Source organism: Haemophilus parainfluenzae (assembly GCF_900450995.1).
Lineage (GTDB): Bacteria > Pseudomonadota > Gammaproteobacteria > Enterobacterales > Pasteurellaceae > Haemophilus_D > Haemophilus_D parainfluenzae_O.
Window position 1 is genome coordinate 674,157 of record NZ_UGHY01000002.1, and the last position, 25,662, is coordinate 699,818.

The window sequence follows — 25,662 nt, forward strand, 5'->3', positions numbered from 1 at the left end:
CTTTGTGCGGCTAAGTTGTGGATAAAAAACACCTTTATGTAAAAAATCTATTATCAACCCGCACTTTTAAGATTGCGGGTTTTTTCGTTTTAAAATTACGGTAAAAATGACCGCACTTTGAGTGATAAAAGAAGGAAAATACTATGACAGATCGCGTTATTATTTTTGATACCACCTTGCGTGATGGCGAACAAGCGTTAAAAGCAAGCTTAACCGTAAAAGAAAAGTTACAAATTGCTTTGGCACTTGAACGTTTAGGTGTGGATGTGATGGAAGTGGGTTTCCCGGTTTCTTCTCAAGGCGATTTTGAATCTGTTCAAACTATCGCGCGTCATATCAAAAATAGTCGTGTTGCAGCACTTTCCCGTGCGGTAAATAAAGATATCGATGCGGCTTACGAAGCCTTAAAAGTGGCAGAAGCTTTCCGTATTCACACCTTTATTGCCAGTTCCGCATTACACGTTGAAGCCAAATTAAAACGGACATTTGATGATGTGGTAGGAATGGCTGTGGCAGCGGTAAAACGTGCACGTAACTACACGGATGATGTGGAATTTTCTTGTGAAGATGCGGGGCGTACCGGCATCGACAATATCTGTCGCATTGTTGAAGCTGCAATCAATGCGGGGGCAACCACCGTAAACATTCCAGATACCGTTGGTTTCTGCTTACCAAACGAATACGGTAATATTATTGCTCAAGTGCGTAACCGCGTGCCAAATATCGACAAAGCTGTGATTTCTGTGCATTGTCACAATGACTTAGGTATGGCAACCGCTAACTCCTTAACCGCAGTACAAAATGGTGCGCGCCAAATTGAATGTACGGTGAATGGTATCGGTGAACGTGCAGGCAATACCTCACTTGAAGAAGTCGTGATGGCAATGAAAGTTCGCCAAGAATTTATGGGCGTGGATACACGTATCAACACGCAAGAAATTCACCGCGTCAGCCAAATGGTGAGCCAACTTTGTAACATGCCTATTCAGCCAAACAAAGCAATTGTGGGTGCAAACGCCTTTGCTCACTCTTCCGGTATTCACCAAGATGGTATGTTGAAAAACAAAAATACCTACGAAATCATGTCACCAGAAACTATTGGCTTGAAGAAAGAGAAATTAAACTTAACCGCGCGTTCTGGTCGCGCAGCAGTAAAAGGCCACATGGCGGATATGGGTTACACCGAACAAGATTACGATTTGGATAAATTGTATGAATCTTTCTTGAAATTAGCAGATAAAAAAGGCCAAGTGTTCGATTATGACTTGGAAGCGTTAGCGTTTATCGACATGCAACAAGGTGATGAAGATCGCTTAGTATTAGATAAACTTTCGGCACACTCCACCAAAGAATATCCAGCAACTGCTTTTGTTCAAGTAGAATTGGATGGTAAAAAATTAAGTACCTCTTCTATCGGTGGTAATGGTCCGGTTGATGCTGTCTACAATGCGATCTTGAATTTAACCGGCTTAGATATCAAAATGTCCCACTATAACTTAACTGCAAAAGGCGAAGGTGCTGAAGCGTTAGGTCAGGTAGATATCGTGATTGAACACGAAGGCCGTAAATTCCATGGTGTTGGTTTAGCGACAGACATCGTTGAATCTTCCGCACTTGCTTTAGTTCATGCAATTAATGCCATTTATCGTGCTCATAAAGTTGCAGACATTAAAAATCACAAAAATCACTAACCCAATCCCCCTCTTTAGCAAAGAGGGGGAGAAAATTAACCGCACTTTAGTGTGAAAGAAATAGGAAAAATAATATGCAATCATACAACATCGCAGTTCTACCGGGAGATGGTATCGGTCCGGAAGTCATGGCTGAAGCCATTAAAGTATTAAACAAAGTCCAAGAAAAATTTGGTTTCAAACTTAACTTCAACGAGTTTTATGTAGGTGGTGCCGCAATTGATAACTGCGGTTGCCCATTACCGGCAGACACCTTAAAAGGTTGTGATGATGCGGATGCAATTTTGTTTGGCTCTGTAGGCGGCCCTAAATGGACAAATTTACCACCAGATCAACAACCTGAACGCGGTGCATTGTTGCCATTACGTAAACATTTCAAATTATTCTGCAATCTTCGTCCTGCTACCCTTTATAAAGGCTTAGAAAAATTCTGCCCATTACGTGCAGACATTGCAGCGAAAGGGTTTGATATGGTGGTTGTACGTGAATTAACGGGCGGAATTTATTTCGGTCAGCCTAAAGGCCGTGAAGGTGAAGGTGCACAAACCAAAGCATTCGATACTGAAGTTTATTACAAATATGAAATCGAACACATTGCACGTGCGGCTTTTGATGCGGCAATGAAACGTCGTAAACACGTCACTTCTGTGGATAAAGCGAACGTATTACAAGCTTCAATCTTATGGCGTGAAACCGTGACAGAAGTGGCGAAAGACTACCCTGAAGTCACCTTAGATCATATTTATATCGACAACGCGACCATGCAGTTAATCAAAGCGCCTGAGTCTTTCGATGTGCTCCTCTGCTCTAACATTTTCGGCGATATTATTTCTGATGAAGCGGCGATGATCACCGGCTCTATGGGGATGTTGCCATCTGCTAGTTTAAATGAAGAAGGTTTCGGATTATATGAGCCTGCTGGCGGTTCTGCACCAGATATCGCAGGCAAAGGCATTGCCAACCCAATCGCACAAATTCTTTCTGCCGCGATGATGTTACGTTACAGTTTCAACTTAAATGATGCCGCAGATGCGATTGAAAATGCCGTGCAAAAGGTCTTAGCAAATGGTCACCGTACCGGTGATTTAGCCGATGACTCTGCGCCTGTTTCAACGGCAGAAATGGGCACATTGATTGCTGATGCAATTTAAGACGCGCACCATCAATGTGGATATTGATCGCTAACGCAATCTAATAAAAACAATTAAAGTGCGGTTTAAAACACAGTCAAATTTAACCGCACTTACTACTCTAACGAATTGAGAAAAATTATGGCAAAAACACTCTACGAGAAACTATTCGATGCCCACGTGGTGTACGAAGCTGAAGGCGAAACGCCGATTTTGTATATTAACCGTCATTTAATCCATGAAGTGACCAGTCCACAAGCCTTTGACGGTTTGCGTGTTGCAGGTCGCCAAGTACGTCAAGTAAGTAAAACTTTCGGTACCATGGATCACAGTATTTCCACTCAAGTACGTGATGTGAACAAACTTGAAGGTCAAGCGAAAATTCAAGTATTAGAGCTCGCAAAAAACACAAAAGCGACCGGTATTCAATTGTTCGACATGACCACCAAAGAACAAGGTATCGTGCATGTCATGGGGCCTGAACAAGGCTTAACCTTACCGGGCATGACTATCGTTTGTGGTGACTCCCATACCGCCACTCATGGTGCGTTCGGTGCTTTGGCATTTGGTATTGGTACATCTGAAGTAGAACACGTATTAGCCACACAAACCTTAAAACAAGCCCGCGCAAAAAATATGAAAATTGAAGTGCGCGGCAAAGTCGCGCCAGGCATTACCGCAAAAGACATTATTCTTGCCATTATCGGTAAAACAACGATGGCGGGCGGTACAGGCCATGTAGTGGAATTCTGCGGCGAAGCGATTCGTGACCTTTCTATGGAAGGCCGTATGACCGTTTGTAATATGGCGATTGAAATGGGCGCGAAAGCGGGCTTAATCGCACCAGATGAAACTACTTTTGAATACTTAAAAGGTCGTCCACATGCCCCGAAAGGGAAAGATTGGGATGATGCAGTTGCTTATTGGAAAACCTTAAAATCCGATGATGATGCGAAATTTGACACTGTCATCACATTAGAAGCGAAAGATATTGCGCCACAGGTTACTTGGGGAACAAACCCAGGCCAAGTAATCGGTATCGATCAGCCAGTGCCAAACCCAGCAGAAATGACCGATCCGGTGACTCGTGCTTCAGCAGAAAAAGCATTAAATTATATCGGTCTAGAACCGAATACCGATTTAAAAGACATTCCCGTGGATCAAGTCTTTATCGGTTCTTGTACTAATGCTCGTATTGAAGATTTACGTGCCGCAGCGGCTGTCATGAAAGGTCGCAAAAAAGCCGATAACGTAAAACGTATTTTAGTGGTACCAGGTTCCGGTTTAGTGAAAGAACAGGCAGAAAAAGAAGGCTTGGATAAAATCTTTATCGAAGCGGGTGCTGAATGGCGTAATCCGGGCTGCTCAATGTGCTTAGGGATGAACGATGACCGTTTAGGCGAATGGGAACGTTGCGCTTCTACTTCAAACCGTAACTTTGAAGGTCGCCAAGGTCGTAACGGTCGTACCCACTTGGTGAGTCCTGCCATGGCTGCCGCAGCGGGAATGTTCGGTAAATTCGTTGATATTCGTTACGTAACATTAAACTAAGGAGCAGAAAATGGCAGGATTTAAACAACTTTCAGGCTTAGTAGTGCCATTGGATGCAGCAAACGTGGACACGGATGCGATTATTCCAAAACAATTTTTACAAGCGATTACGCGCGTAGGTTTCGGAAAACACTTATTCCATGAATGGCGTTATTTGGATGTGGAAGGTACCAAGCCTAATCCAGATTTTGTGTTAAATTATCCACAATATCAAGGCGCGACCATTTTATTAGCACGTAAAAACCTAGGTTGCGGTTCTTCTCGTGAACACGCGCCTTGGGCATTAGCCGATTACGGCTTCAAAGTGATGATTGCTCCAAGTTTTGCGGATATTTTCTACAATAACAGCTTAAATAACCACATGTTACCGATTCGTTTAAGCGAAGAAGAAGTAGAAGAAATCTTCCAATGGGTGTGGGCAAATGAAGGCAAGCCAATTCATGTGGACTTGGAAGCCATGACAGTGACCGTAGGCGACAAAGTTTATACCTTTGAACTGGATGAATTCCGCCGTCATTGTTTGTTAAACGGCTTGGATAACATCGGTTTGACGTTACAACACGAAGATGCCATCAGTGAATACGAAAAAAATATTCCGGCATTTTTACGTTAATCTTTTTTTTACTCGGACAGCAAATATTGCTAACCATTCGGCGGACACTTTGTCCGCCTTTCTTTTTGAAAACATTCCATTTTTTTACCGCACTTTTTCCCCTTTTATTTGACAGTATCCATGCTTATCCCTATTATTCCGACCAATATTGATTGATTTTAAAAAGAGCTGTCTATGTCACATAATCAAACCGAATTACTGAAAAAATCCCTCGCTGAACGCATCCTCATTTTAGATGGTGCGATGGGGACGATGATCCAAAAATATAAACTCACCGAGGCTGATTTTAGAGGCGAGCGTTTTAAAGAAAGTGCGGTTGATTTACGTGGCAATAATGACTTGCTCACCTTGACCCAACCGCTGTTAATTTCTGCGATTCATGAGAAATACTTACAAGCGGGCGCTGATATTATTGAAACCAATACTTTCAGTTCTACCACTATTGCACAAGCGGATTATGACTTACAGTCTATTGCCTACGAATTGAATTTTGCAGGAGCAAAATTAGCACGTTTAGCCGCAGATAAATACAGCACACCAGAAAAACCTCGCTTTGTCGCGGGCGTATTAGGGCCAACCAACCGTACAGCCTCTATTTCTCCTGATGTAAACGATCCGGGTTTCCGTAACGTCACTTTTATGGAATTGGTCGATGCCTATGCTGAAGCAACCAAAGGCTTAATTGAAGGTGGTGCTGATTTAATCATGATCGAAACCATTTTCGACACGTTAAACGCAAAAGCTGCCATTTTCGCCATTGAAACGGTATTTGAAGAATTAGGTGTGGAATTGCCGATTATGATTTCCGGCACCATTACCGATGCTTCCGGTCGTACCCTTTCAGGGCAAACCACTGAAGCATTCTACAACTCGCTTCGTCATGCTAAACCACTGACTTTTGGTTTGAACTGTGCGCTAGGCCCGAAAGAACTTCGCCAGTATGTTGAACAACTGTCTAAAATCAGCGAAACCTACGTGTCTGTTCACCCAAATGCAGGCTTGCCAAATGCTTTTGGTGGCTATGATTTGGGTGCAGAAGAGATGGCGGCACACCTTAAAGAATGGGCTGAAAGTGGCTTTGTGAACATTGTCGGCGGTTGTTGTGGTACGACGCCAGAGCATATCAAAGCCTTTGCCGATGCCATGCAAGGTATTGCGCCGCGTAAATTACCTGAAATCAAAACCGCCATGCGTTTATCAGGTTTAGAGCCGCTCAACATTGATGATGAAAGCCTGTTCGTGAACGTGGGCGAACGCAATAACGTAACGGGTTCGGCGAAATTCAAACGCTTAATTAAAGAAGACAAATTTGCCGAAGCCATTGAAATTGCTATCGATCAAGTAGAAAACGGCGCGCAAGTGATCGACGTGAACATGGACGAAGCCTTATTAGACGGAAAAAAATGCATGACCCGTTTCCTCAATATTATGGCGACCGAGCCGGATGCTGCCAAAGTGCCGGTGATGATCGACTCCTCCAAATGGGAAGTGATCGAAGCAGGCTTGCAATCGGTGCAAGGTAAACCAATTGTGAACTCCATCTCGTTAAAAGAGGGCGAAGAAATCTTTATTGAACACGCTAAACTAGTGCGTAAATACGGTGCAGCTGTGGTGGTGATGGCGTTTGACGAAGTGGGTCAAGCCGATACTGAAGATCGCAAAGTGGAAATTTGTAGCCGAGCTTATGACATTTTAGTGAACCAAGTCGGCTTCCCACCAGAAGACATTATTTTTGACCCGAACATTTTTGCCATCGGTACGGGGATTGAAGAACACAACAACTACGGTGTAGATTTCATCAACGCCACAGGTCGGATTAAACGTACGCTACCGCATGCGAAAATCTCAGGCGGGGTGTCGAATGTCTCTTTCTCATTCCGTGGTAATAACGTGATGCGTGAAGCGATTCACGCCGTCTTCCTCTATCATGCTATCAAACAAGGCATGGATATGGGGATTGTGAATGCAGGACAGCTTGCAATTTATGACGATCTCGATCCTGAATTGCGTGGCATTGTGGAAGATGCGGTATTAAACCGCAGCCCAGATGCTACCGAAAAACTACTCGATATTGCAGAAAAATATCGAAACCAAGGCAACGATGAAAGTGCGGCTGATTCTGTGGCTGAATGGCGTACTTGGCCAGTGGAAGAACGTTTAAAACACGCGCTTGTGAAAGGGATTACTACTTACATTGTGGAAGATACGGAAGAAGCTCGCCAAACATTGCCAAGTCCATTAGATGTGATTGAAGGCCCGTTGATGGCGGGCATGGACGTGGTCGGCGATTTATTCGGTGACGGTAAAATGTTCCTGCCACAAGTGGTGAAATCTGCACGCGTGATGAAACAATCCGTGGCGTATTTAGAGCCATTCATCAACGCCACCAAACAAAAAGGTTCAAGTAACGGTAAAGTGGTGATTGCGACCGTAAAAGGCGACGTACACGACATCGGTAAAAACATCGTAAGTGTGGTAATGCAATGTAATAACTTTGAAGTGATTGACTTAGGCGTCATGGTGCCCGCGGACAAAATCATTCAAACCGCTATTGATGAAAAAGCGGACATCATCGCGTTAAGTGGTTTGATTACCCCTTCTTTAGATGAGATGGAATACTTCTTGGGTGAAATGACTCGCTTAGGTTTAAATCTGCCTGTGATGATTGGCGGTGCAACCACTTCTAAAGAACATACTGCCATTAAACTTTATCCAAAATATAAAGAACACGGCGTATTTTATACCTCAAATGCCTCTCGTGCGGTAACGGTGTGTGCGACATTAATGAACCCAGAAAGCCGTGCGGCATTGTGGGAACAATTCAAGAAAGATTACGAGAAAATTCAACAATCTTTCTCTAACCGTAAACCACTTCGTAAGCAACTGAGCATTGAAGAAGCACGTGCAAACCGCTTTGATGGCTTTAGTGGCGAATGGGCTGATTATGTGCCACCAAAACCAAATCAAACGGGCATTGTGGAATTTAAAAACGTACCAATTGCCAAACTGCGAAAATTTATCGACTGGTCGCCATTCTTCCGCATTTGGGGCTTGATGGGCGGCTACCCTGATGCCTTTGATTATCCGGAGGGCGGCGAAGAAGCACGTAAAGTATGGAACGATGCACAAGTGGTTTTAGATGAATTAGAGCAAAACCATAAACTCAACCCAAGCGGTATTTTAGGCATTTTCCCTGCAGAACGTGTAGGCGATGATGTGGTGCTTTTCTCTGATGAAGAACGCACGCAAACCATTGGCACGGCTTACGGCTTACGCCAACAAACGGAACGCGGCAAAAACAGCAAAAGTCCGTTTAACTTTGCCCTAAGTGACTTTATTGCCGATCGCGAAAGCGGCAAAAAAGACTGGATGGGGATGTTCGCCGTCTGTGCGGGTATTGAAGAAATGGCATTAGTGGAAGGCTATAAAGCAGCGGGCGATGACTACAATGCTATCCTGCTACAAGCTGTGGGCGATCGCTTAGCTGAAGCGATGGCGGAATACCTGCACTTTGAGCTTCGCACCCGCATTTGGGGCTACACGCGAGAAGAATTCGACAACCAAGGTTTAATCAATGAAAACTATGTGGGCATCCGCCCTGCACCGGGCTATCCAAGCTGCCCAGAGCATACCGAAAAAGCCTTGATTTGGGATTTATTAGAAGTAGAACAACGCATTGGCATGAAACTCACCGAAAGCTACGCCATGTGGCCAGCGGCTTCTGTCTGCGGCTGGTACTTCACCCACCCTGCAAGTAACTATTTCACTTTAGGTCGCATTGATGAAGACCAAGCTCAAGATTATGCCAAACGTAAAGGTTGGGATGAGAGAGAGATGATGAAATGGTTGGGTGTGGCGATGAAGTGATAAAAATTATACAAGAGATTTTTAAGTCTCTCGTATAGTTATTATAATAGTTTTTTGTGGCATTCAGAGATATCAAATTTATATTTAATATTACCTTCATCGTCTTTTAGCATGATAACATAAGAAGCTCTATCCTCAGAAAATAATGGATATACTTTTACTTCTTTTATTTCTCTAGATTTATAAAATTTATTTTTACTCAACTCTTCAATGCTTAAATTTTCACAAATATATTTTCCTGAGCTAATATGATTAGCTACATAATGGTAATTATATAAAAAATATATTATAACTGAGTTTATAGAATCTTCATCATTATATTTATTATATACAATACGATAGCTATAAAGTGAGCTAAAAAGAATTAAAAGAAAGCTAACAACCCTCATTATCGAAGAATTAATTTGATTTTTTTCACGTAAAGCCTTAAAAACAACAAATGGAAAATAAATAGAAACAATTAAATATATTATAAATACCAGAAAAATCAAAATGATAGTGCTAAAGATAATAAGATTGTTAGGTAAAAAACTATTACTAACAAATAATGGATTTATAATTCCTGTTATTTTAATGTAGCTCTCATAAAGAGATGACATTAATAGATTGTAAAGTAATGAACATATAAATAATATAAGGGCAGATGTAAGAAAAAGATAAATTGATTGAAGGCGAGAAACAAACTTTCTATTTAATTGAGTCTCAGAGAAGATATAAATAAGCAACATAGAAAACATAAGTATCGCAGCATAAAAATATGAACCCTGATCAACTAAAACTGAGAAAGATGAGAGCATAATAAGCAATAAAATGTATATAAAAACCCATTTAAGCTTATAAATTTCAATACATATTTTTCGACTTGTAATAGACTTTCTCATAATCAACAAGATGTAATAGAATAAAAAATAAAACTTTAACAATAATTAACTAGAAAGACAAATATAATCCCATGCTATAAATATAAAATATTTTCATAAAAAAATTAAGCTTTTTAATTGCATTTTATGTAAAATTATCTCTTTATAGGGATTTTTTAGAGAATTTCAACCGTAACTTGCACAATCCCCAATTTCCGCTATCATATTCCCTTTCTCATTCACTCTACTCTCGGAACTTTATCGATGAATAAATTGAAAATAGCATTACTCACGGCTGCATTAGTAGGTTTGTTTGCTTGTACCACAACACAACAACCAAAGAAAACCGTTAAGACCCGATTCCTTAAAAATAACATTAGCCAAGCGGAATTAAACAATCCGAAAGATTACAAACGTTATTACTATTCTTGCCGTAATTCAGAAACAGGCTCGAATTCTTATTTAACGACTTACTTCCCGCTTTCAAGAGAAAGCCGCATGAAAGATAACTTTGGTATTTATTTCCAATTAGACGGTGGAAAAGCCGTGCCATTTGATCATGTGGAAAATCGTACCTTAAATGCACGTGGAAATCGCTTTGAAGTGATTTATCGCTCTTATGAGCCGATTGATGGCAGTTATGTTGATTTAATCGCTCGTGAAAATAATTCTGTGTACTACAAGAATAATCAAGGCATGAGAACAGCTTGGTTAAATTGTCGAGAAGGCTAATTCTCACTGAAAGTGCGGTCGTTTTTAGACGCATTTTTCCAAACAAAAAAGCACGAGGTTAAACTCGTGCTTTTTCTTTTTTATTTCGATTATGCTTTTGCTTGTGCACGTTTCACGAAAATGACTGAAAGCGTGAATGCCACCACAAATGAAATCACCATACCAATGCTGTACATTGCAAGACTATTCGGTTTGATCGATGGAATACCTAAGAAACCTGCTGCGCCTAATGCAATGGCTTTTACATTGAAGAAGGCGATAAAGGCACTTGCTAAGCCTGAACCAATCATCGCTGCAAAGAAAGCCTGACGATAGCGTAAGTTCACCCCGAACATTGCCGGTTCAGTAATCCCTAATAATGCAGAAATACCTGATGGTACCGCTAAACCGCGTACTTTTGGATCTTTTAATGCGACTGCCACACCTAAACAGGCCGCACCTTGTGCGATATTTGACATTGCGGCGATTGGGAAAATAAAGGTACCGCCTGTATTTGTCATTTCAGCTAATAATTGTGTTTCAACCGCAATGAAGGTTTGGTGCATACCCGTGATAACGATTGGTGCATAGAATGCCCCGAAGATCGCGCCGCCCACGAAACCTAAGGTGTCATATAACCAAGTTAAGCCTGATGCAATTAATGAACCTGCTTCACGACCGATTGGACCAATTACGGTGAATGCTAAGAAGCCCGCAATAAAGAGCGAGAATAATGGAGTAATGAGGTTATCTAAATAAGAAGGTACAAACTTACGGAAGGTTTTTTCTAAGGTTGCTAATACCCAAGCAGAAACTAATGTTGGGATAACCGTGCCTTGATAGCCGACTTTTTCAATTTCAAGACCGAATACATTCCAGTATTGGATTTTGCCTTGAGCAAGAGTTAATGCGTAGTTCCAACCGTCTGCTAATGCAGGGTGAACTAACAACATCCCAAGTGCAGCCCCTAAGAACGGGTTACCACCAAATTTACGGGTTGCAGAGAAACCAAGTAATACAGGTAAGAACACAAATGGTGCGTTCGCGATGGTATTAATGAAGTCCACCAAATCCGCAAGACCTGGGTGCATATCAATCACGCTTAATTCATCAACGAAGAAACCTTTCGCTGTAAGCATGGAGTGAATACCCATTAACAAACCGCCTGCGACGATTGCCGGAATAATTGGCACGAAAATATCCGCTAAGCCTTTCACCAAACGTTGCAATAAGTTCTGATTGCCTGATGCTGCTTCAGCCACTTCGGCTTTACTCACATCACCGATACCAAGTAATTTGGTAAGTTCCGCATGGACTTTATTCACCGTACCTGAACCAAAGATGATTTGGTATTGACCGGCGACAGTAAACTGCCCTTTCACGCCTTCAATATTATCAATGCCTTCTTTATCCACTTTGCTTTCATCATTTAACACAATACGTAAACGCGTTGCGCAATGTGCTGCAGTGGCGATGTTGTCTTTGCCGCCAAGTTTATCAATCACTTGTTGGGCGATTTGAGGGAAGTTCATAGTGCTCTCCTAATGGGTTTCTAAAGAAAAAGAAATTGACCGATTGTAACTAAAACAGGGGATAATAACTAGCGGTCTAAACAAATTTTAGACGAAAAAAAACCGACTTAATTAAGTCGGTTTATAGTTGGTGCTCTGAGCGAGACTTGAACTCGCACGGCCTGCGGCCACTACCCCCTCAAGATAGCGTGTCTACCAATTCCACCACCAGAGCGTCTATTCTGTTTTTATTCCTTATTGCGGAATGTCATTATTTTTGTTTTCAACTGCTGGAGTAACTTGTTGTTGCTGTTGTTGTTGAACTTGTTCAGCAGTTTGAGATAAATCGTCAAATGAACCTTTTTGTACATTACCACGGTGAGAGTTAATGTTTCCTAACACTAAAGCAATCACAAAAAAGCCAGTTGCTAAGATTGCACTGGTACGAGTTAAAAAGTTACCTGCACCTGCAGAACCAAACATAGTACCTGATGCACCGCCGCCAAATGACGCACCTGCGTTCGCGCCTTTACCTTGTTGAATAAGGATAAAGCCGATTAAGGCGATACAAATTAATACATAAACAAATAATAAAATATTGTACATTATTCTTTCTTCTCTAAATTGCGATTTCGCAAGAAAACTGGGAGCAAATGTTATATAAAATTCACGCTTTTCGCAAGCGCTTTCCCATTTTTTTTACTTAATTGTATTAAGTTTAATCAATTTTCAGCGTTTAAATCTTCCGATTTTTTGACCGCTCTTTTTCGTTTTGTTGCTGGTGTGCTTAAACCTCTTGAAATCTGACTTAAACGACGTAATGCAGTGAAATCAACAAAACGCACTAAATCCGGCAGCATTTGATTGAGTGTAAACATAAATTGCTGATAACTCGCCTGTTTTTGGCTGATATCCGTTAACTGCGCTTCCCAATGTGCCGTCATATCAGGCTGTGTGGCAATATCCGGCAAAGCTGAAATGAGAATTCGTCCCGTTTCTGTGCTGTGAATATTCCGCCCTTTTTTGGTCAAAAAACCGCGTTTAAACAGCAATTCAATAATACCTGCACGGGTGGCCTCTGTGCCAAGCCCATCCGTTTCACGCAGAATTTTTTTCAATTCTTTATCTTGCACAAAACGCGCAATCCCCGTCATTGCGGAAAGCAACGTCGCATCGGTAAATGGTTTTGGCGGTTGTGTTTTTTTGCTCACCACTTCGCCTCGTTCGCAATACAGGATCTGCCCTTTCTTCACGATCGGCAATAGCGGCTCTTGATTTTCATCTTCGTCTTCTTTGCCAAGCAACTCTTTCCAACCCGCAGTTTGCAAGTTGCGTGCTTGTGCAACAAAAGTACCGCCTGCAATACTTAAGGTAATTTTACTTTTACGGTATTCCGCGTCTGGACAGAACTGCAATAAATACTGACGCGCAATCAATTCATAAATACGTTGCTCATCAATATTTAAATTGATCGAGCGTGTGTTAGCCGTCGGAATAATCGCATGGTGCGCTTCCACTTTTTTATCATTCCAGCAACGATTACGCTGCTCACTATCCACCACCGATGGCAAGGTTTGATAAGTCTGACAATGCTGTGAAATAGCATTTATTACTTTATGTCGTTCAGCAAAATGCTCTTCCGGCAAATAGCGACAATCAGAACGTGGATAGGTAATCAAACGATGGGTTTCATATAACCGCTGACAGGTATCCAACACGCTCTGTGCCGACATCCCAAAACGTTTTGCCGCATCAATCTGCAATGCTGACAACGAATAAGGTAAAGGCGCCGTTTCTTTTTCTCGCTTATCCACATATTCGGTCACTTCGGCAGGTTGATCTGTTATGCGTTTCACTACATTTTCGGCTAAGCCTAAAGACAGTACGCGACCATCTTCATCTTGATAGTCTTCACAAGCCTTGCTCGGTTGCCAAAGTGCAGAAAAAAGTGCGGTCGGATTTTCAGACGTTTTTTCTTCTTTCACCCATGCCAACACTTCATAGAAATCTTTGGGTTGGAAATGTTCAATTTCCAAATCACGGCGAACAATCAGACCTAATACGGGAGTTTGTACTCGCCCAACAGAAAGCACACCATCATAACCGGCTTGGCGACCGCGAATGGTATAAGCGCGAGTCATATTAATGCCATAAAGCCAGTCCGCACGAGCGCGCGCCAGTGCAGAGGTGGCTAATGGAATAAAATGACGATTCGGTTGGAGCTTTTGTACGGATTTTTCCACCGCACTTGGGTTAAGATCGCTAATCAGACAACGCAAAATGCCATCACGTTTTTCTGCTGATAAATTAGCATAACTAAACACTTCATCCACCAGCAACTGCCCTTCTCTATCTGGATCGCCTGCATTAACTAAAACATCGGCTTGATGAATGAGTTTTTCCACCACAGAAAGTTGTTTTTTGACTTCTTTTCGCGGTAACAGAATCCACTTTTCAGGAATAATAGGTAAATGTTCTAAACGCCATTGTTTGAATTTCGAATCGTAGGCATCCGGCTCTGCCTGTTCGAGCAAATGCCCCACGCACCAAGTCACAACATCATCATTGCCGCATTTAATAAAACCATCACCCCGTTGATGAGGTTTTGGCAATACATCGGCAATAGCTCGCCCAAGACTGGGTTTCTCGGCAATAAACAGGCGCATAAGATTAGTCGATCTGACGACGACCTAAGAAAGAATGGGTTAGGGTAGTGCCATCCACGGTTTCTAATTCCCCACCGACAGGGATCCCGTGAGCAATACGGCTTACTTTAATATTATGTTGATGGCAAATTTCAGCAATATAATTGGCTGTGGCATCGCCTTCCACCGTTGGATTGGTCGCTAAAATCACTTCATGGAAGGATTCTTCAACCAGACGTTTTTGCAATAAATCTAAACCTATCTCTTTTGGACCAATACCATCTAAAGGCGATAAGTGCCCCATTAAGACAAAATAACGCCCAGAAAATTGGCCTGTTTGCTCAATGGCTTGAATATCCGCCGGCATTTCCACCACGCAAAGCAAACCTGAATTTTGACGACGAGGATTGTTACAAATATTGCACGTTTCCTCTTCGGTAAAATCGCGACACTGCGAACAATGCCCAATTTTAGACATCGCTTCCGTTAATGCACGTGCTAAATTCATCCCACCGCTACGATTGCGCTGTAAAAGATGATAAGCCATGCGCTGCGCTGATTTCGGGCCTACGCCCGGCAAGCAACGAAGGTTTTCAATAAGATGTTCTAAAAGTGGACTGCTTTGCATAATATTTATGATGGGAGAAAATGAATGGTGTGTGAACGTGTAAATTCACACACCCGATGAATTAAAATGGAAGTTTCATTCCTGGAGGTAATGGCATGCCTGCGGTCACAGAAGCCATTTTTTCTTTTTGTAATTCTTCTGCACGACGGACAGCATCGTTGAATGCGGCAGCGATTAAATCTTCCAACATTTCTTTGTCGTCTTCCATTAAAGAAGGATCGATCTCAATACGACGGCAGTTGTGCGCACCATTAATTGTGATTTTTACTAAACCCGCACCGCTTTCGCCTGTTACTTCTAATTGGGCAATTTCTTCCTGCATTTTTTGCATTTTTTCTTGCATTTGTTGGGCTTGTTTCATCAAACCGCCTAAACCGCCTTTTCCAAACATTGGATTTTCCTTCTTAAATTAACTAGAACGAGCCGCATTTTAGCGAAAAAATTTGCCTTTGGGAACAGAGAAATTTATTATTCCACACTTCAAAACTGGGTCAAAAACGACCGCACTTTTATTTAGGAATTACTGATGGAAACTCGTTATTACTTTATATTTTCGGCAGCTATTATTTTGTTGCAACTGCTGATTTATATTTTTAATAAAACGCTGATTTGGTGGCTGAACAAACCACTCTCTCAAAAGGCAAGACGAACTATCACTTTTACCAGTTTTTTGCTTCCTAATGTCTTGGTTATTTGCCATTTTTTAAAGCTTTTTACGGCATTTCGACTTATTGCTTTAGCGCTCGCACTATTGCTTTTTTCAGCCTTTGCGAGCATTGCCGTGGGAGGTATTCATTTTCTTTTCCGAAAATCTAAATCCATCACAAAAATTGACCGCACTTTACGCATCGCCTATCCTATTTTGTTTTTAAGCATTATCGCATTAAGTGTGTATAACGCTTATGTGACACGCGTTATTCATTATGAAATCACGCTAGATAAACCCATTAAACCACTGCGAATTGGTATGGCAAGCGATCTTCATTTAGGCAAATTATTCGGTGGAAAAGAATTAGATAAACTGGCTGATATTATGCAGCAGGAAAAGGTTGATATCATTTTATTGCCTGGCGATATTATGGACGATAACGTCAATGCCTATTTAGCCGAAAAAATGCAACCTCATCTGGCAAAACTCAAGGCCCCGATGGGCGTTTATGCCACACTAGGCAATCACGATTTATTTGGAGACCAAGATCGAATTGATCAGGAAATTCGCAAAGCAGGTATCACTGTGTTAAGAGATGAAACATTAACGTTAAATAATGAATTGGTGCTTATTGGACGAAACGATAATCTGACTCGCAATAGACCGAGTACCGAAACATTATTAAAACAAGTGAATACTGACTTACCGACTATTCTCTTGGATCACCGCCCAACAGATATTGAAAAACATGCTTCACTCCCGCTTGATATTCAAGTTTCAGGGCATGCACATAAAGGGCAAGTATTCCCGGCCAGTTTAATCACGAAAATGATGTATCGTCTGGATTATGGTCATGAAAAAATTGGCAATCCACATGTTTTTGTCACTTCTGGTTATGGCTTCTGGGGCATTCCAATGCGATTAGGATCTCAATCGGAAGTAATCATTATCGATGTGAAAGGAAAATAAAAAAGAGCGGCCCAAAATGATCTGCACCCCAAAAGTTGGACTCAACAAACCAACAATTGAGGTGCAGATTTTTTTATGGGTAAACACTACGCAATCGAATTTAAATTACAGGTTCTTCAACCTATTTTGAATGGGAAAATGAGTATTAGAGAAGCCGCGCGTTTTTACAATATTCCTTCCAACGCCCTAGTCAGGACATGGTTGAAACGGTTTGAAAAAAGTGGCATAAAAGGACTGATTCCCCGTAAACCATCAGGACGACCGCCAATGAAACCTAAATACGCCAGAATGCCACCGCCCCCCAAAACTGAAGAAGACCGTTTACGCCTGAGAATTTTACAGCTTGAAGCGGAGGTGGCCTACCTAAAGGAGTTGAGAAGGCTCAGACTTCAGGACGAAGCCGAGCAACAGAAATTATCCAAAGGTTAAGAACACGCTATCCGTTAAAATGGCTTTTAGGCTTTGCACAGTTAGCGCGTAGTACGTTTTTTGCGAAACTTCAGATTAAACCGGATAAGGATGAGTTGTTGAAAAAGACCATTCAACACATCAAAGCCAATCATCCTGATTATGGCTACCGACGTGTTCATGCCAGCTTGCCAGGCGTGAATCATAAAAAAGTTCAACGTTTAATGCAGACACTTGGGCTTCAAGTGCGGTCAAGAAAAAGCAAGAAATTTACGACCTATCGTGGCACGATAGGGGTGATTGCCCCAAATCATATTGAACGTAATTTTAGCGCAACAGCCCCGAAACAAAAATGGGTGACCGATATCACCGAGTTTAAGGCGAAAGATGGGAGTAAAGTCTATTTATCTCCAATTTTAGAGTTATTTAACAATGAGATAGTCTCCTATAATCTCAGCTATTCCCCAAACTGGGCGCAAGTAGAGGACATGTTAATGCAAGCCGTCAAAGGATTAAATAAAGCTTGTGGTGTCATTTTACATTCAGACCAAGGTTGGCAATATCAAATGGTAGCTTATCGTCGAATCTTGGCTGAATATGGCATTATTCAAAGTATGTCGAGAAAAGGGAATTGCTTGGACAATGCCGCGATGGAAAGTTTCTTTGGGCGATTAAAAACGGAATGTTTTTATGGTCGGGAATTTAACAGTAGAGAAGAGATAGTTGATGCTGTCAGGGATTATTTGGATTACTATAATCATCGACGGATTCAACTAAAATTAAAAGGACTGAGTCCGATACAATACCGAAAACAGTCCTTTAAATAACAGTCTAACTTTTTGGGGTCAGATTAAAATGACCGCTCTTTTATTATCAACTAAACCTTAAGAACACACTACTTTCACCGCTAAGCCACCTTTCGATGTTTCTCGATATTTGGCATTCATATCTTTACCTGTTTCATACATGGTTTCGATAACTTTATCCAAGGTTACACGAGGATTTGTGGTACGGCGTAATGCCATACGGCTGGCATTAATTGCTTTCACTGAAGCAATCGCGTTACGCTCAATACAAGGCACCTGTACTTGTCCACCAACTGGGTCGCAAGTTAAGCCAAGATTATGTTCCATCGCAATTTCAGCTGCAATGCACACTTGTACTGGCGTACCGCCTAGGACTTCCGTTAGACCAGCCGCAGCCATTGAACATGCTACACCCACTTCACCTTGGCAGCCAACTTCTGCACCTGAAATAGACGCATTCATCTTATAAAGTGAACCAATCATACCTGCTGCTAATAAGTAGCGCTCAATCACGTCTTGTGTTAACGGTCCTACAAATTTTTCGTAATAAGAAAGCACAGCTGGCACAATACCACAAGCACCATTTGTTGGTGCGGTCACAACTCGTCCACCCGCAGCATTCTCTTCGTTTACGGCAAGGGCAAACATATTCACCCAGTCGATTACATGCATCGGATCATTTGCAAGACGATTACTATTGGCTTGCAAGAGACGATAAAGTGAAGGTGCACGACGCACCACTTTTAATGGACCAGGTAACACACCTTCTGTATTGACACCATGTTCAATACAATCCTTCATGGTTTTCCAGACATTATGTAAATGCGCTTCAACCTCTTTTTTATCATGTAATGCCAACTCATTTCTCATCATTACCGTAGAAAGCATTAAGCCATTTTCCTGACAATGTTTCAAAATATCTTCAGCATATTGATAAGGATACGGTACGGCCACAGAATTCTCTTCCTCTTGACCGAAATGCGCTTCATCTACGATAAAACCACCACCGATAGAATAATAAGTCTGACGGTAAAGCACATTGCGCTCAGCATCTAATGCAGTAATGGTCATGCCGTTTTCATGCAACGATAAAAAGGAATTATGGAATACCATATTAGTATCCCAGTCGAAATTAACCGTTTTCTTACCCTGTGCAATTGACAGTTTTTTGGTTTGTTTAACCTGTTCGATAAAAGTTGGGATTAAATCAATGTCTACATCATGTGGTAGATAACCGGCTAATCCCATAATGATCGCAATATCTGTATTATGGCCAAGCCCTGTCATAGAGAGAGAACCATATACATCAACGTGCAAGGTTGCAACGGCATCAAATTTACCTTGCTCGATTAAATCATCAATAAACTGCTTACCTGCTTTCATCGGGCCAACAGTATGCGAGCTGGATGGCCCTACTCCCACTTTAAACATATCAAATACACTAATCATATTATTTTAATCCTAAGCTAAACTAAAAAGCCGCTTATAATAATCCATATACGACCGCGGAGATAGCAATTAATCCCATAACTGTAACAAATACATTGCTAAAACGACCTTGATAGCGTTTCATTGCAGGAACATTGCGGATCGCATACATAGGCATAATGAAAAGGATCATCGCAATGATTGGACCACCAAGGGATTCAATCAAACCTAAAATACTTGGATTAATGATCGCGACGCCCCATAAAGTGAGTAAGAAGAATACTGCGGTACCGTAATTTAATTTTTTACGATTTACACTTTCACCTTTCATTTTGAGGTATAAACCTTCTAGACCTTCACGAGCCCCTAAATAATGGCCAAAGAATGAACTGGTAATTGCCAAGAACGCTACTAACGGACCAAAATAAGAGATGTATGGATTATCAAATTTGTTCGCAAGATAAGACAAGATACTGATATTTTGTGCCTTTGCCTCTAATAACTCTGCCGGTGTTAACGTTAATACGCAGCTAAACACAAAGAACATCACAAAGAAAAGTAATACGGTTGAAGTACCTTTTTCTGTATGACCAATGTGATATTCCGTTTTATCAAAATCTTTATATTCACGTTGTTGAGAAAGTGTGAAAGAAGAAATTGCCGGAGAATGGTTAAAAGAGAAGACCAATACTGGGATAGTTAACCACAATGTAGTCACAAAGCCACTCGCTGTAGGAAGCTCATAAAGCATTGATGCATTCCATTGAGGAATGAGATAGATTGATAATGCAAAGAGAATCAATACCAATGGATACACCAGTAATTCAGTGATTTTTAACATTACTTTTTCACTGAATAACATTACCGAAATCAAGAGCGCAATCAATACAAAAGAAAGAATCACGCGGTTTGGTGAAGCCATACCTAATTGGTTGACGATAAAAGAATCAACCGTATTGGTGATCCCGTTTCCATAAATCAATAAAATTGGGAAGATCGCAAAGAAATATAATAAGGTAATTAATTTCCCTGCAGTCGGACCGAAATGTTCTTCTACCACTTCGGTAATATCACTGCCCGGTTTAGAAGAAGACAAAACGAAATAAGCCAAACCACGATGCGCAAAATATGTCATTGGTCCGACTAAGATAGCCATTACCACTAATGGCCAGAAACCGCCCATCCCTGCATTAATTGGTAAAAATAATACCCCTGCGCCCACCGCAGTACCAAATAAATTTAATACCCAAGCGGTATCAAATTTATTCCATTTTTTGTTAATTGTAGTGCTCATACATCACCCTCTAAAGTTAAAATTATAAAATCGTTCATTTAATGACTATTCATTCATTAAATTAGTGGCTGCATTATGATGAGAGTAGGGATTGATTGCAAAGTGCAAAATAATAAAGTGTGATCTTGCTAACAATTTTATGTGACTTTTTTACATAAATATTTATCTAGATCAAAAAAGTGTGGTGAAAAATTTAAGCACATTTTAAAGAGAAGAAAAATGACTGAATAATGAAAAGAAAAAAGCCGCTAAATTTCTTTAGCGGCTTCTTAGAATTTGGCTCCTCCTGCGGGACTCGAACCTGCGACATATGGATTAACAGTCCACCGTTCTACCGACTGAACTAAGGAGGAAATGGTGCCTCGAGGCGGAATCGAACCACCGACACGGGGATTTTCAATCCCCTGCTCTACCGACTGAGCTATCGAGGCGTTATCGTTATTGGCTACTGCCTGACAACGGAGCGTATTAAACTATTTTTTCGGGTATCGGTCAACAACTAAATTCAAAAAAAGTGAAAAATTTGGTGTGTTTGAATGGTTAATAACCAAAACGTCTATAAAAAGAACGCATTTTGAAAAACTCAATCAAAAATAACCGCACTTTATAGAAAAAATAATGCCCGAGAGAAAAGTCTTTCGGGCATTGTATTTAATTTCTGAAATTATCGTCTTACACGGAATTTCTTCTGCGCCGCATCAACTTTCAACAAGTAGTTTCTTGCTTGTGAAGATGGGTGTGCGGTCGTTAAAATACGATACACTTGTTCAGGATACATTTGGTTGATCTTATAGATCGCCTCATCTTTATCCTCATCGAATACACGTAATACTGCACCTGCACCACTGTTGTAAGCAGAAATCATTGCAAAACGTTTAGAGGTAGGATTCGTAATACCATCTAAATATTGATTTTGCAGAATCCATAAGTAAGAAACCCCCGCATCAATGTTATTTGCAGGATCATAAAGGTAACGCGCAGATGGTTGTCCCCCCTTACCTTTCATCGCAAATACATCGCGACCTGCTGTGCTTGGTACCACTTGCATTAAGCCGATTGCATTCGCATAACTGATCGCATACGGGTTGAAGCTAGATTCTGTTTGCATAATACCTAAAATCAAGCTTTCATCAATGCCATAGCGTTCTGCGGCTTTACGGACTAATGGAATATATTTTTGTGCACGCACCTCAACGTGGTTTGCAATCATTGAAATCACCACAAATTGCACGGTGTTACCATTTTGCAGGCGGCGAGTTTGTAATTTATTTTGAATTAAATAAGTCGCAAAGTTACTTGCAATCACTTGGTTAGCAATTTGCTGACCATTGTTATCCACCACCTGTCCTAATAAGAAAGGACGCGTACTGATCGGTACATCACCAGAAGCGAATAAGTCGATGCCTTTCGCATCCGAGCCCATCAATAAAGTATGGACAATCGCATTATGTAAGCGATTAAGATCTTGTTGAGTTTCAACAATAATCGTACCTTCATCAAAGCTTACGTGACTACGCGTATAAAAAGAGTCTGTATATTTCACGTAGTCTTTACGGCTCGCCACTAAAAGCTCATTTACCCCCCAAATACGATCGATATTATGGGAGAATTGACCTGTTAAAATATCTAAGCCTTGTGTGTCTTTTGAAAACACTTCGTCATAATTAATACCACGTCGATGGGTTGGCGAGTCGCTACAAGCATATAAAAGTGGAAGTAGCGCCAATAATAAATACTTTTTCATAATCTTTTGTTATTTAGCTGGGGGAACGTAACCTTCAATATGCACATCTTTGCCTTCAAATAAGAAATTCACCATTTCTTCTTCTAATAATTTACGATGTTCGGCATTCATCATATTGAGTTTTTTCTCGTTCACTAACATGGTTTGCTTTTTGATCCATTCACCCCATGCTTGTTTACTAATTGAATTAAAAATACGTTTACCTAATTCACCGGGATACAGTTGAAAATCCAACCCTTCTGCATCTTTTTTCAAATATTCGCAAAAAACGGTTCTAGCCATAATAATTCCTTACAAATTGCGTTAATAAATTTTTCACAGGCTGAGCTAACCCGATCTGTTCAGGTGACGTTGGATCATACCAATATTTGACCGCACTTAATAGACCAGATCGAGATTCTTTTCCTTTTTCTGACAATTTTTTCCAATCTGAACGATCGCCCTCTTCAGATTTTAGATCAACCTCAACATAAATAGGATGAATGTCTAAGTGAAAATGGCTAAAGGTATGACGAAAAGTCACCCATTCTTGATACTCAGTAATCCCTTGTTCTTTCAGATAATTCAGCAATGTTTGTTTATCATCAAACTGAGGAAAACAATATAATCCACCCCATAAGCCTTTGCTTTCACGCTGTTCTAACCAGACTTTTCCTTGATAAGATAAAATCAAAAAATAGCTTTGTTTTTCCGGTAAGGATTTTTTCGTTTTTTTTCCTGGAAAATTCGCCCACTTTTCAAATTTATTAGCTAAGCAATCCTTACTTAGAGGACAAAGATCACATTTAGGTTTTGTTCGAGTACAAATAGCCGAACCAATATCCATCATCGCTTGATTAAATTCAGCGACTCTCGTTGTTGGGGTAACCTGTTCGCTCAACTGCCATAATTGATTTTCAACTTTCTTCTCGCCAGGCCAACCTTCAACAGCAAAATAACGAGAAAGTACACGTTTTACATTGCCGTCTAAAATCGGATAAGGTTGATTTTGCACAGAAGATAAAATTGCCCCTGCTGTCGATCGCCCTACGCCTGTTAATGCCCAAACTTGCTCAAATTGCGTAGGAAATTCGCCTTGATATTCATCTCTAATAGTTTGAGCCGCTTTATGTAAATTTCTCGCACGGGCGTAATAACCTAACCCCGTCCACAGATGTAACACTTCATCTTGCGAAGCATTGGCAAGTGCGGTCACATTAGGAAAGGTTTTGATAAAGCGCTCAAAATAAGGGATCACCGTAGCAACTTGAGTTTGTTGTAACATCACTTCAGAAAGCCAAACTCCATAAAGGGTTTTATTTTGTTGCCAAGGCAAATTTTTGCGCCCAAGCTTTTCATACCATTGTAGAACTGAATGGGCAAAAGGGGCATCAACAGAGGATTGGGCTAACATAACTTTCCTAAAGTACGGTCAAAATAAGCAAAAATTTTGTGATGATTTTATCACTAAAGCACACCACTTGATCAATTTGATTTTTTCAGTATAATTCGCAGTCTATTTGGTGCCGGATTGTCGGTGATTATTAACTCACGCGGTGTAAGTGGAAAGCATTTATAGCGGCGTGGCTTCAATTTGAGGTTTTCTATGAAACAAGGTATTCATCCAGAATATAAAGAGATTACTGCAACTTGTTCTTGCGGTAACGTGATCAAAACTCGTTCAACTTTAGGCAAAGACATCAACCTTGATGTGTGCGGTAGCTGCCACCCATTCTACACTGGTAAACAACGTGTTGTTGATACTGGTGGTCGTGTTGAACGCTTTAACAGCCGTTTCAAAATCCCAGGTACAAAATAATTTGAATCTGTGTGAAGAACCCTGCCTATGCAGGGTTTTTTATTATCTGAAATTCACCATTTTTCAAATTCAATCAATAAAAAAGTACGGTCAAAATTGATCTGCTCCCCAAAAGTTGGACTCAACAAACCAACAATTGAGGTGCAGATTTTTTTATGGGTAAACACTACACAATCGAATTTAAATTACAGGCTCTTCAACCTATTTTGAATGAGAAAATGAGTATTAGAGAAGCTGCTCGTTTTTACAATATTCCTTCCAACGCCCTAGTCGGGACATGGTTGAAACGGTTTGAAAAAAGTGGCATAAAAGGACTTATTCCCCGTAAACCATCAGGACGACCGCCAATGAAACCTAAATACGCCAGAATGCCTCCTCCACCCAAAACAGAAGAAGGCCGTTTACGCCTGAGAATTTTACAGCTTGAAGCGGAGGTAGCCTACCTAAAGGAGTTGAGAAGGCTCAGACTTCAGGACGAAGCCGAGCAACGGAAATTATCCAAAGGTTAAGAACACGCTATCCATTAAAATGGCTTTTAGGCTTTTCACAGTTAGCGCGTAGTACGTTTTTTGCTAAACTTCAGATTAAACCGGATAAGGATGAGCAGCTGAAAAAGGCCATTAAACGCATCAAAGCCAATCATCCTGATTATGGCTACCGACGTGTTCATGCCAGCTTGCCAGGCGTGAATCATAAAAAAGTTCAACGTTTAATGCAGACACTTGGGCTTCAAGTGCGGTCAAGAAAAAGCAAGAAATTTACCACCTATCGAGGCACGATAGGGGTGATTGCACCGAATCATCTTGAACGCGATTTTAGTGCAACGGCCCCGAAACAAAAATGGGTGACCGATATCACAGAGTTTAAGGCGAAAGATGGGAGTAAAGTCTATTTATCTCCAATTTTAGACTTATTTAACAATGAGATAGTCTCCTATAACCTCAGCTATTCCCCAAACTGGGCGCAAGTAGAGGACATGTTAATGCAAGCCGTCAAAGGATTAAATAAAGCTTGTGGTGTCATTTTACATTCAGACCAAGGCTGGCAATATCAAATGGTAGCTTATCGTCAAATCTTGGCTGAACATGGCATCATTCAAAGTATGTCGAGAAAAGGGAATTGCTTAGATAACGCCGCAATGGAAAGTTTCTTTGGGCGATTAAAAACAGAATGTTTTTATGGTCGGGAATTTAAAACAAAAGAAGAGATAGTTGATGCTGTCATAAATTATTTGGATTACTATAATCACCGACGGATTCAACTAAAATTAAAAGGACTGAGTCCGATACAATATCGAAAACAATCCTTTAAATAACAGTCTAACTTTTTGGGGTCAGATCAAAATCGACCGCACTTTTA

At 40.9% G+C, this 25,662-nt stretch carries 23 protein-coding genes and 3 tRNA genes; 12 read left to right on the forward strand and 14 right to left on the reverse strand.

The genetic code is table 11. The features are described from left to right. Positions 1-143: 143 nt before the first annotated feature. The 5 genes from leuA to metH all read left to right on the forward strand — a co-directional run bounded on the left by leuA (position 144) and on the right by metH (position 8,852). Entirely contained in the window at positions 144-1,691 is a 1,548-nt protein-coding gene (gene leuA / locus DX522_RS03390) for a 2-isopropylmalate synthase (RefSeq protein ID WP_115179817.1), read from the forward strand. Between the two features lie 74 nt (positions 1,692-1,765). Next, positions 1,766-2,842 carry a 3-isopropylmalate dehydrogenase gene (gene leuB, locus DX522_RS03395; RefSeq protein WP_115179818.1) on the forward strand — a complete coding sequence of 359 codons (1,077 nt, stop codon included), beginning with the start codon at positions 1,766-1,768 and terminating at the stop codon, positions 2,840-2,842. A gap of 120 nt (positions 2,843-2,962) precedes the next feature. After that, the gene (leuC, locus tag DX522_RS03400; RefSeq protein WP_115179819.1) at positions 2,963-4,372 is read left to right on the forward strand and encodes a 3-isopropylmalate dehydratase large subunit; all 1,410 of its coding nucleotides are present in this window, start codon (positions 2,963-2,965) and stop codon (positions 4,370-4,372) included. A gap of 10 nt (positions 4,373-4,382) precedes the next feature. Then, the gene (leuD, locus tag DX522_RS03405; protein ID WP_115179820.1) at positions 4,383-4,985 is read left to right on the forward strand and encodes a 3-isopropylmalate dehydratase small subunit; all 603 of its coding nucleotides are present in this window, start codon (positions 4,383-4,385) and stop codon (positions 4,983-4,985) included. A 174-nt stretch (positions 4,986-5,159) separates the two neighbouring features. After that, a complete protein-coding gene (metH, locus tag DX522_RS03410) occupies positions 5,160-8,852 on the forward strand; it encodes a methionine synthase (RefSeq protein WP_115179821.1) in 3,693 nt (1,230 codons plus the stop codon). A gap of 41 nt (positions 8,853-8,893) precedes the next feature. On the opposite strand, the gene DX522_RS03415 is transcribed toward metH, so the two are convergent. Next, positions 8,894-9,733, reverse strand: coding sequence for a hypothetical protein (locus tag DX522_RS03415; RefSeq protein ID WP_115179822.1), 840 nt, complete (start codon positions 9,731-9,733; stop codon positions 8,894-8,896). A 243-nt stretch (positions 9,734-9,976) separates the two neighbouring features. On the opposite strand from DX522_RS03415, the gene DX522_RS03420 reads away from it, so the two are divergent. Next, positions 9,977-10,444, forward strand: coding sequence for a hypothetical protein (locus DX522_RS03420; protein ID WP_115179823.1), 468 nt, complete (start codon positions 9,977-9,979; stop codon positions 10,442-10,444). Between the two features lie 89 nt (positions 10,445-10,533). On the opposite strand, the gene DX522_RS03425 is transcribed toward DX522_RS03420, so the two are convergent. From DX522_RS03425 to DX522_RS03450, 6 genes are all read right to left on the reverse strand, one after another. Next, positions 10,534-11,955, reverse strand: a complete 1,422-nt coding sequence (locus tag DX522_RS03425; protein ID WP_115179824.1) for a sucrose-specific PTS transporter subunit IIBC — start codon at positions 11,953-11,955, stop codon at positions 10,534-10,536. A 128-nt stretch (positions 11,956-12,083) separates the two neighbouring features. Next, positions 12,084-12,169, reverse strand: a tRNA-Leu gene (locus DX522_RS03430). 20 nt (positions 12,170-12,189) lie between these two features. Further along, positions 12,190-12,540: a preprotein translocase subunit SecG gene (gene secG / locus DX522_RS03435; protein WP_115179825.1), complete on the reverse strand. Its 351-nt coding sequence runs from the start codon at positions 12,538-12,540 to the stop codon at positions 12,190-12,192. 116 nt (positions 12,541-12,656) lie between these two features. Further along, positions 12,657-14,600 (reverse strand): DNA topoisomerase III, encoded by a 1,944-nt coding sequence (locus DX522_RS03440; protein ID WP_115179826.1) that lies wholly within the window; start codon positions 14,598-14,600, stop codon positions 12,657-12,659. A gap of 4 nt (positions 14,601-14,604) precedes the next feature. Next, positions 14,605-15,207 (reverse strand): recombination mediator RecR, encoded by a 603-nt coding sequence (gene recR / locus DX522_RS03445; RefSeq protein ID WP_005696838.1) that lies wholly within the window; start codon positions 15,205-15,207, stop codon positions 14,605-14,607. Positions 15,208-15,268: 61 nt separating this feature from the next. Then, positions 15,269-15,598: a YbaB/EbfC family nucleoid-associated protein gene (locus DX522_RS03450; RefSeq protein ID WP_005696839.1), complete on the reverse strand. Its 330-nt coding sequence runs from the start codon at positions 15,596-15,598 to the stop codon at positions 15,269-15,271. A gap of 135 nt (positions 15,599-15,733) precedes the next feature. Between DX522_RS03450 and DX522_RS03455 the strand changes: the two genes are divergently transcribed. The 3 genes from DX522_RS03455 to DX522_RS03465 all read left to right on the forward strand — a co-directional run bounded on the left by DX522_RS03455 (position 15,734) and on the right by DX522_RS03465 (position 18,060). Beyond that, positions 15,734-16,825, forward strand: a complete 1,092-nt coding sequence (locus DX522_RS03455) for a metallophosphoesterase (RefSeq protein ID WP_115179827.1) — start codon at positions 15,734-15,736, stop codon at positions 16,823-16,825. A 75-nt stretch (positions 16,826-16,900) separates the two neighbouring features. Next, a complete protein-coding gene (locus DX522_RS03460; protein ID WP_115179828.1) occupies positions 16,901-17,254 on the forward strand; it encodes a helix-turn-helix domain-containing protein in 354 nt (117 codons plus the stop codon). Beyond that, complete coding sequence (locus tag DX522_RS03465) at positions 17,242-18,060, forward strand: IS3 family transposase (RefSeq protein WP_262054277.1); 819 nt, start codon at positions 17,242-17,244, stop codon at positions 18,058-18,060. Before DX522_RS03460 ends, DX522_RS03465 begins: the two co-directional genes overlap by 13 nt. 57 nt (positions 18,061-18,117) lie before the next feature. Here DX522_RS03465 and DX522_RS03470 read toward each other — a convergent pair whose 3' ends face one another. From DX522_RS03470 to mutY, 7 genes are all read right to left on the reverse strand, one after another. Beyond that, positions 18,118-19,488, reverse strand: a complete 1,371-nt coding sequence (locus DX522_RS03470) for an L-serine ammonia-lyase (RefSeq protein ID WP_115179830.1) — start codon at positions 19,486-19,488, stop codon at positions 18,118-18,120. A gap of 34 nt (positions 19,489-19,522) precedes the next feature. Then, positions 19,523-20,761, reverse strand: a complete 1,239-nt coding sequence (locus DX522_RS03475; protein WP_115179831.1) for an HAAAP family serine/threonine permease — start codon at positions 20,759-20,761, stop codon at positions 19,523-19,525. 277 nt (positions 20,762-21,038) lie between these two features. Further along, positions 21,039-21,114 (reverse strand) — tRNA-Asn (locus DX522_RS03480). Positions 21,115-21,116: 2 nt separating this feature from the next. After that, positions 21,117-21,192: transfer RNA gene (locus DX522_RS03485), tRNA-Phe, on the reverse strand. 233 nt (positions 21,193-21,425) lie between these two features. Beyond that, complete coding sequence (gene mltC / locus DX522_RS03490; protein WP_005696844.1) at positions 21,426-22,505, reverse strand: membrane-bound lytic murein transglycosylase MltC; 1,080 nt, start codon at positions 22,503-22,505, stop codon at positions 21,426-21,428. Between the two features lie 9 nt (positions 22,506-22,514). Then, entirely contained in the window at positions 22,515-22,787 is a 273-nt protein-coding gene (locus DX522_RS03495; RefSeq protein ID WP_005698602.1) for an oxidative damage protection protein, read from the reverse strand. Then, positions 22,780-23,898 (reverse strand): A/G-specific adenine glycosylase, encoded by a 1,119-nt coding sequence (mutY, locus tag DX522_RS03500; RefSeq protein WP_115179832.1) that lies wholly within the window; start codon positions 23,896-23,898, stop codon positions 22,780-22,782. The genes DX522_RS03495 and mutY overlap by 8 nt, the downstream gene beginning before the upstream one ends. Before the next feature lie 192 nt (positions 23,899-24,090). On the opposite strand from mutY, the gene rpmE reads away from it, so the two are divergent. From rpmE to DX522_RS03515, 3 genes are all read left to right on the forward strand, one after another. Beyond that, positions 24,091-24,303: a 50S ribosomal protein L31 gene (rpmE, locus tag DX522_RS03505; protein ID WP_005696847.1), complete on the forward strand. Its 213-nt coding sequence runs from the start codon at positions 24,091-24,093 to the stop codon at positions 24,301-24,303. A gap of 155 nt (positions 24,304-24,458) precedes the next feature. Further along, positions 24,459-24,812 (forward strand): helix-turn-helix domain-containing protein, encoded by a 354-nt coding sequence (locus DX522_RS03510; RefSeq protein ID WP_115179833.1) that lies wholly within the window; start codon positions 24,459-24,461, stop codon positions 24,810-24,812. Continuing rightward, positions 24,800-25,618 (forward strand): IS3 family transposase, encoded by an 819-nt coding sequence (locus tag DX522_RS03515; RefSeq protein WP_262054278.1) that lies wholly within the window; start codon positions 24,800-24,802, stop codon positions 25,616-25,618. The genes DX522_RS03510 and DX522_RS03515 overlap by 13 nt, the downstream gene beginning before the upstream one ends. Positions 25,619-25,662: the final 44 nt, after the last annotated feature.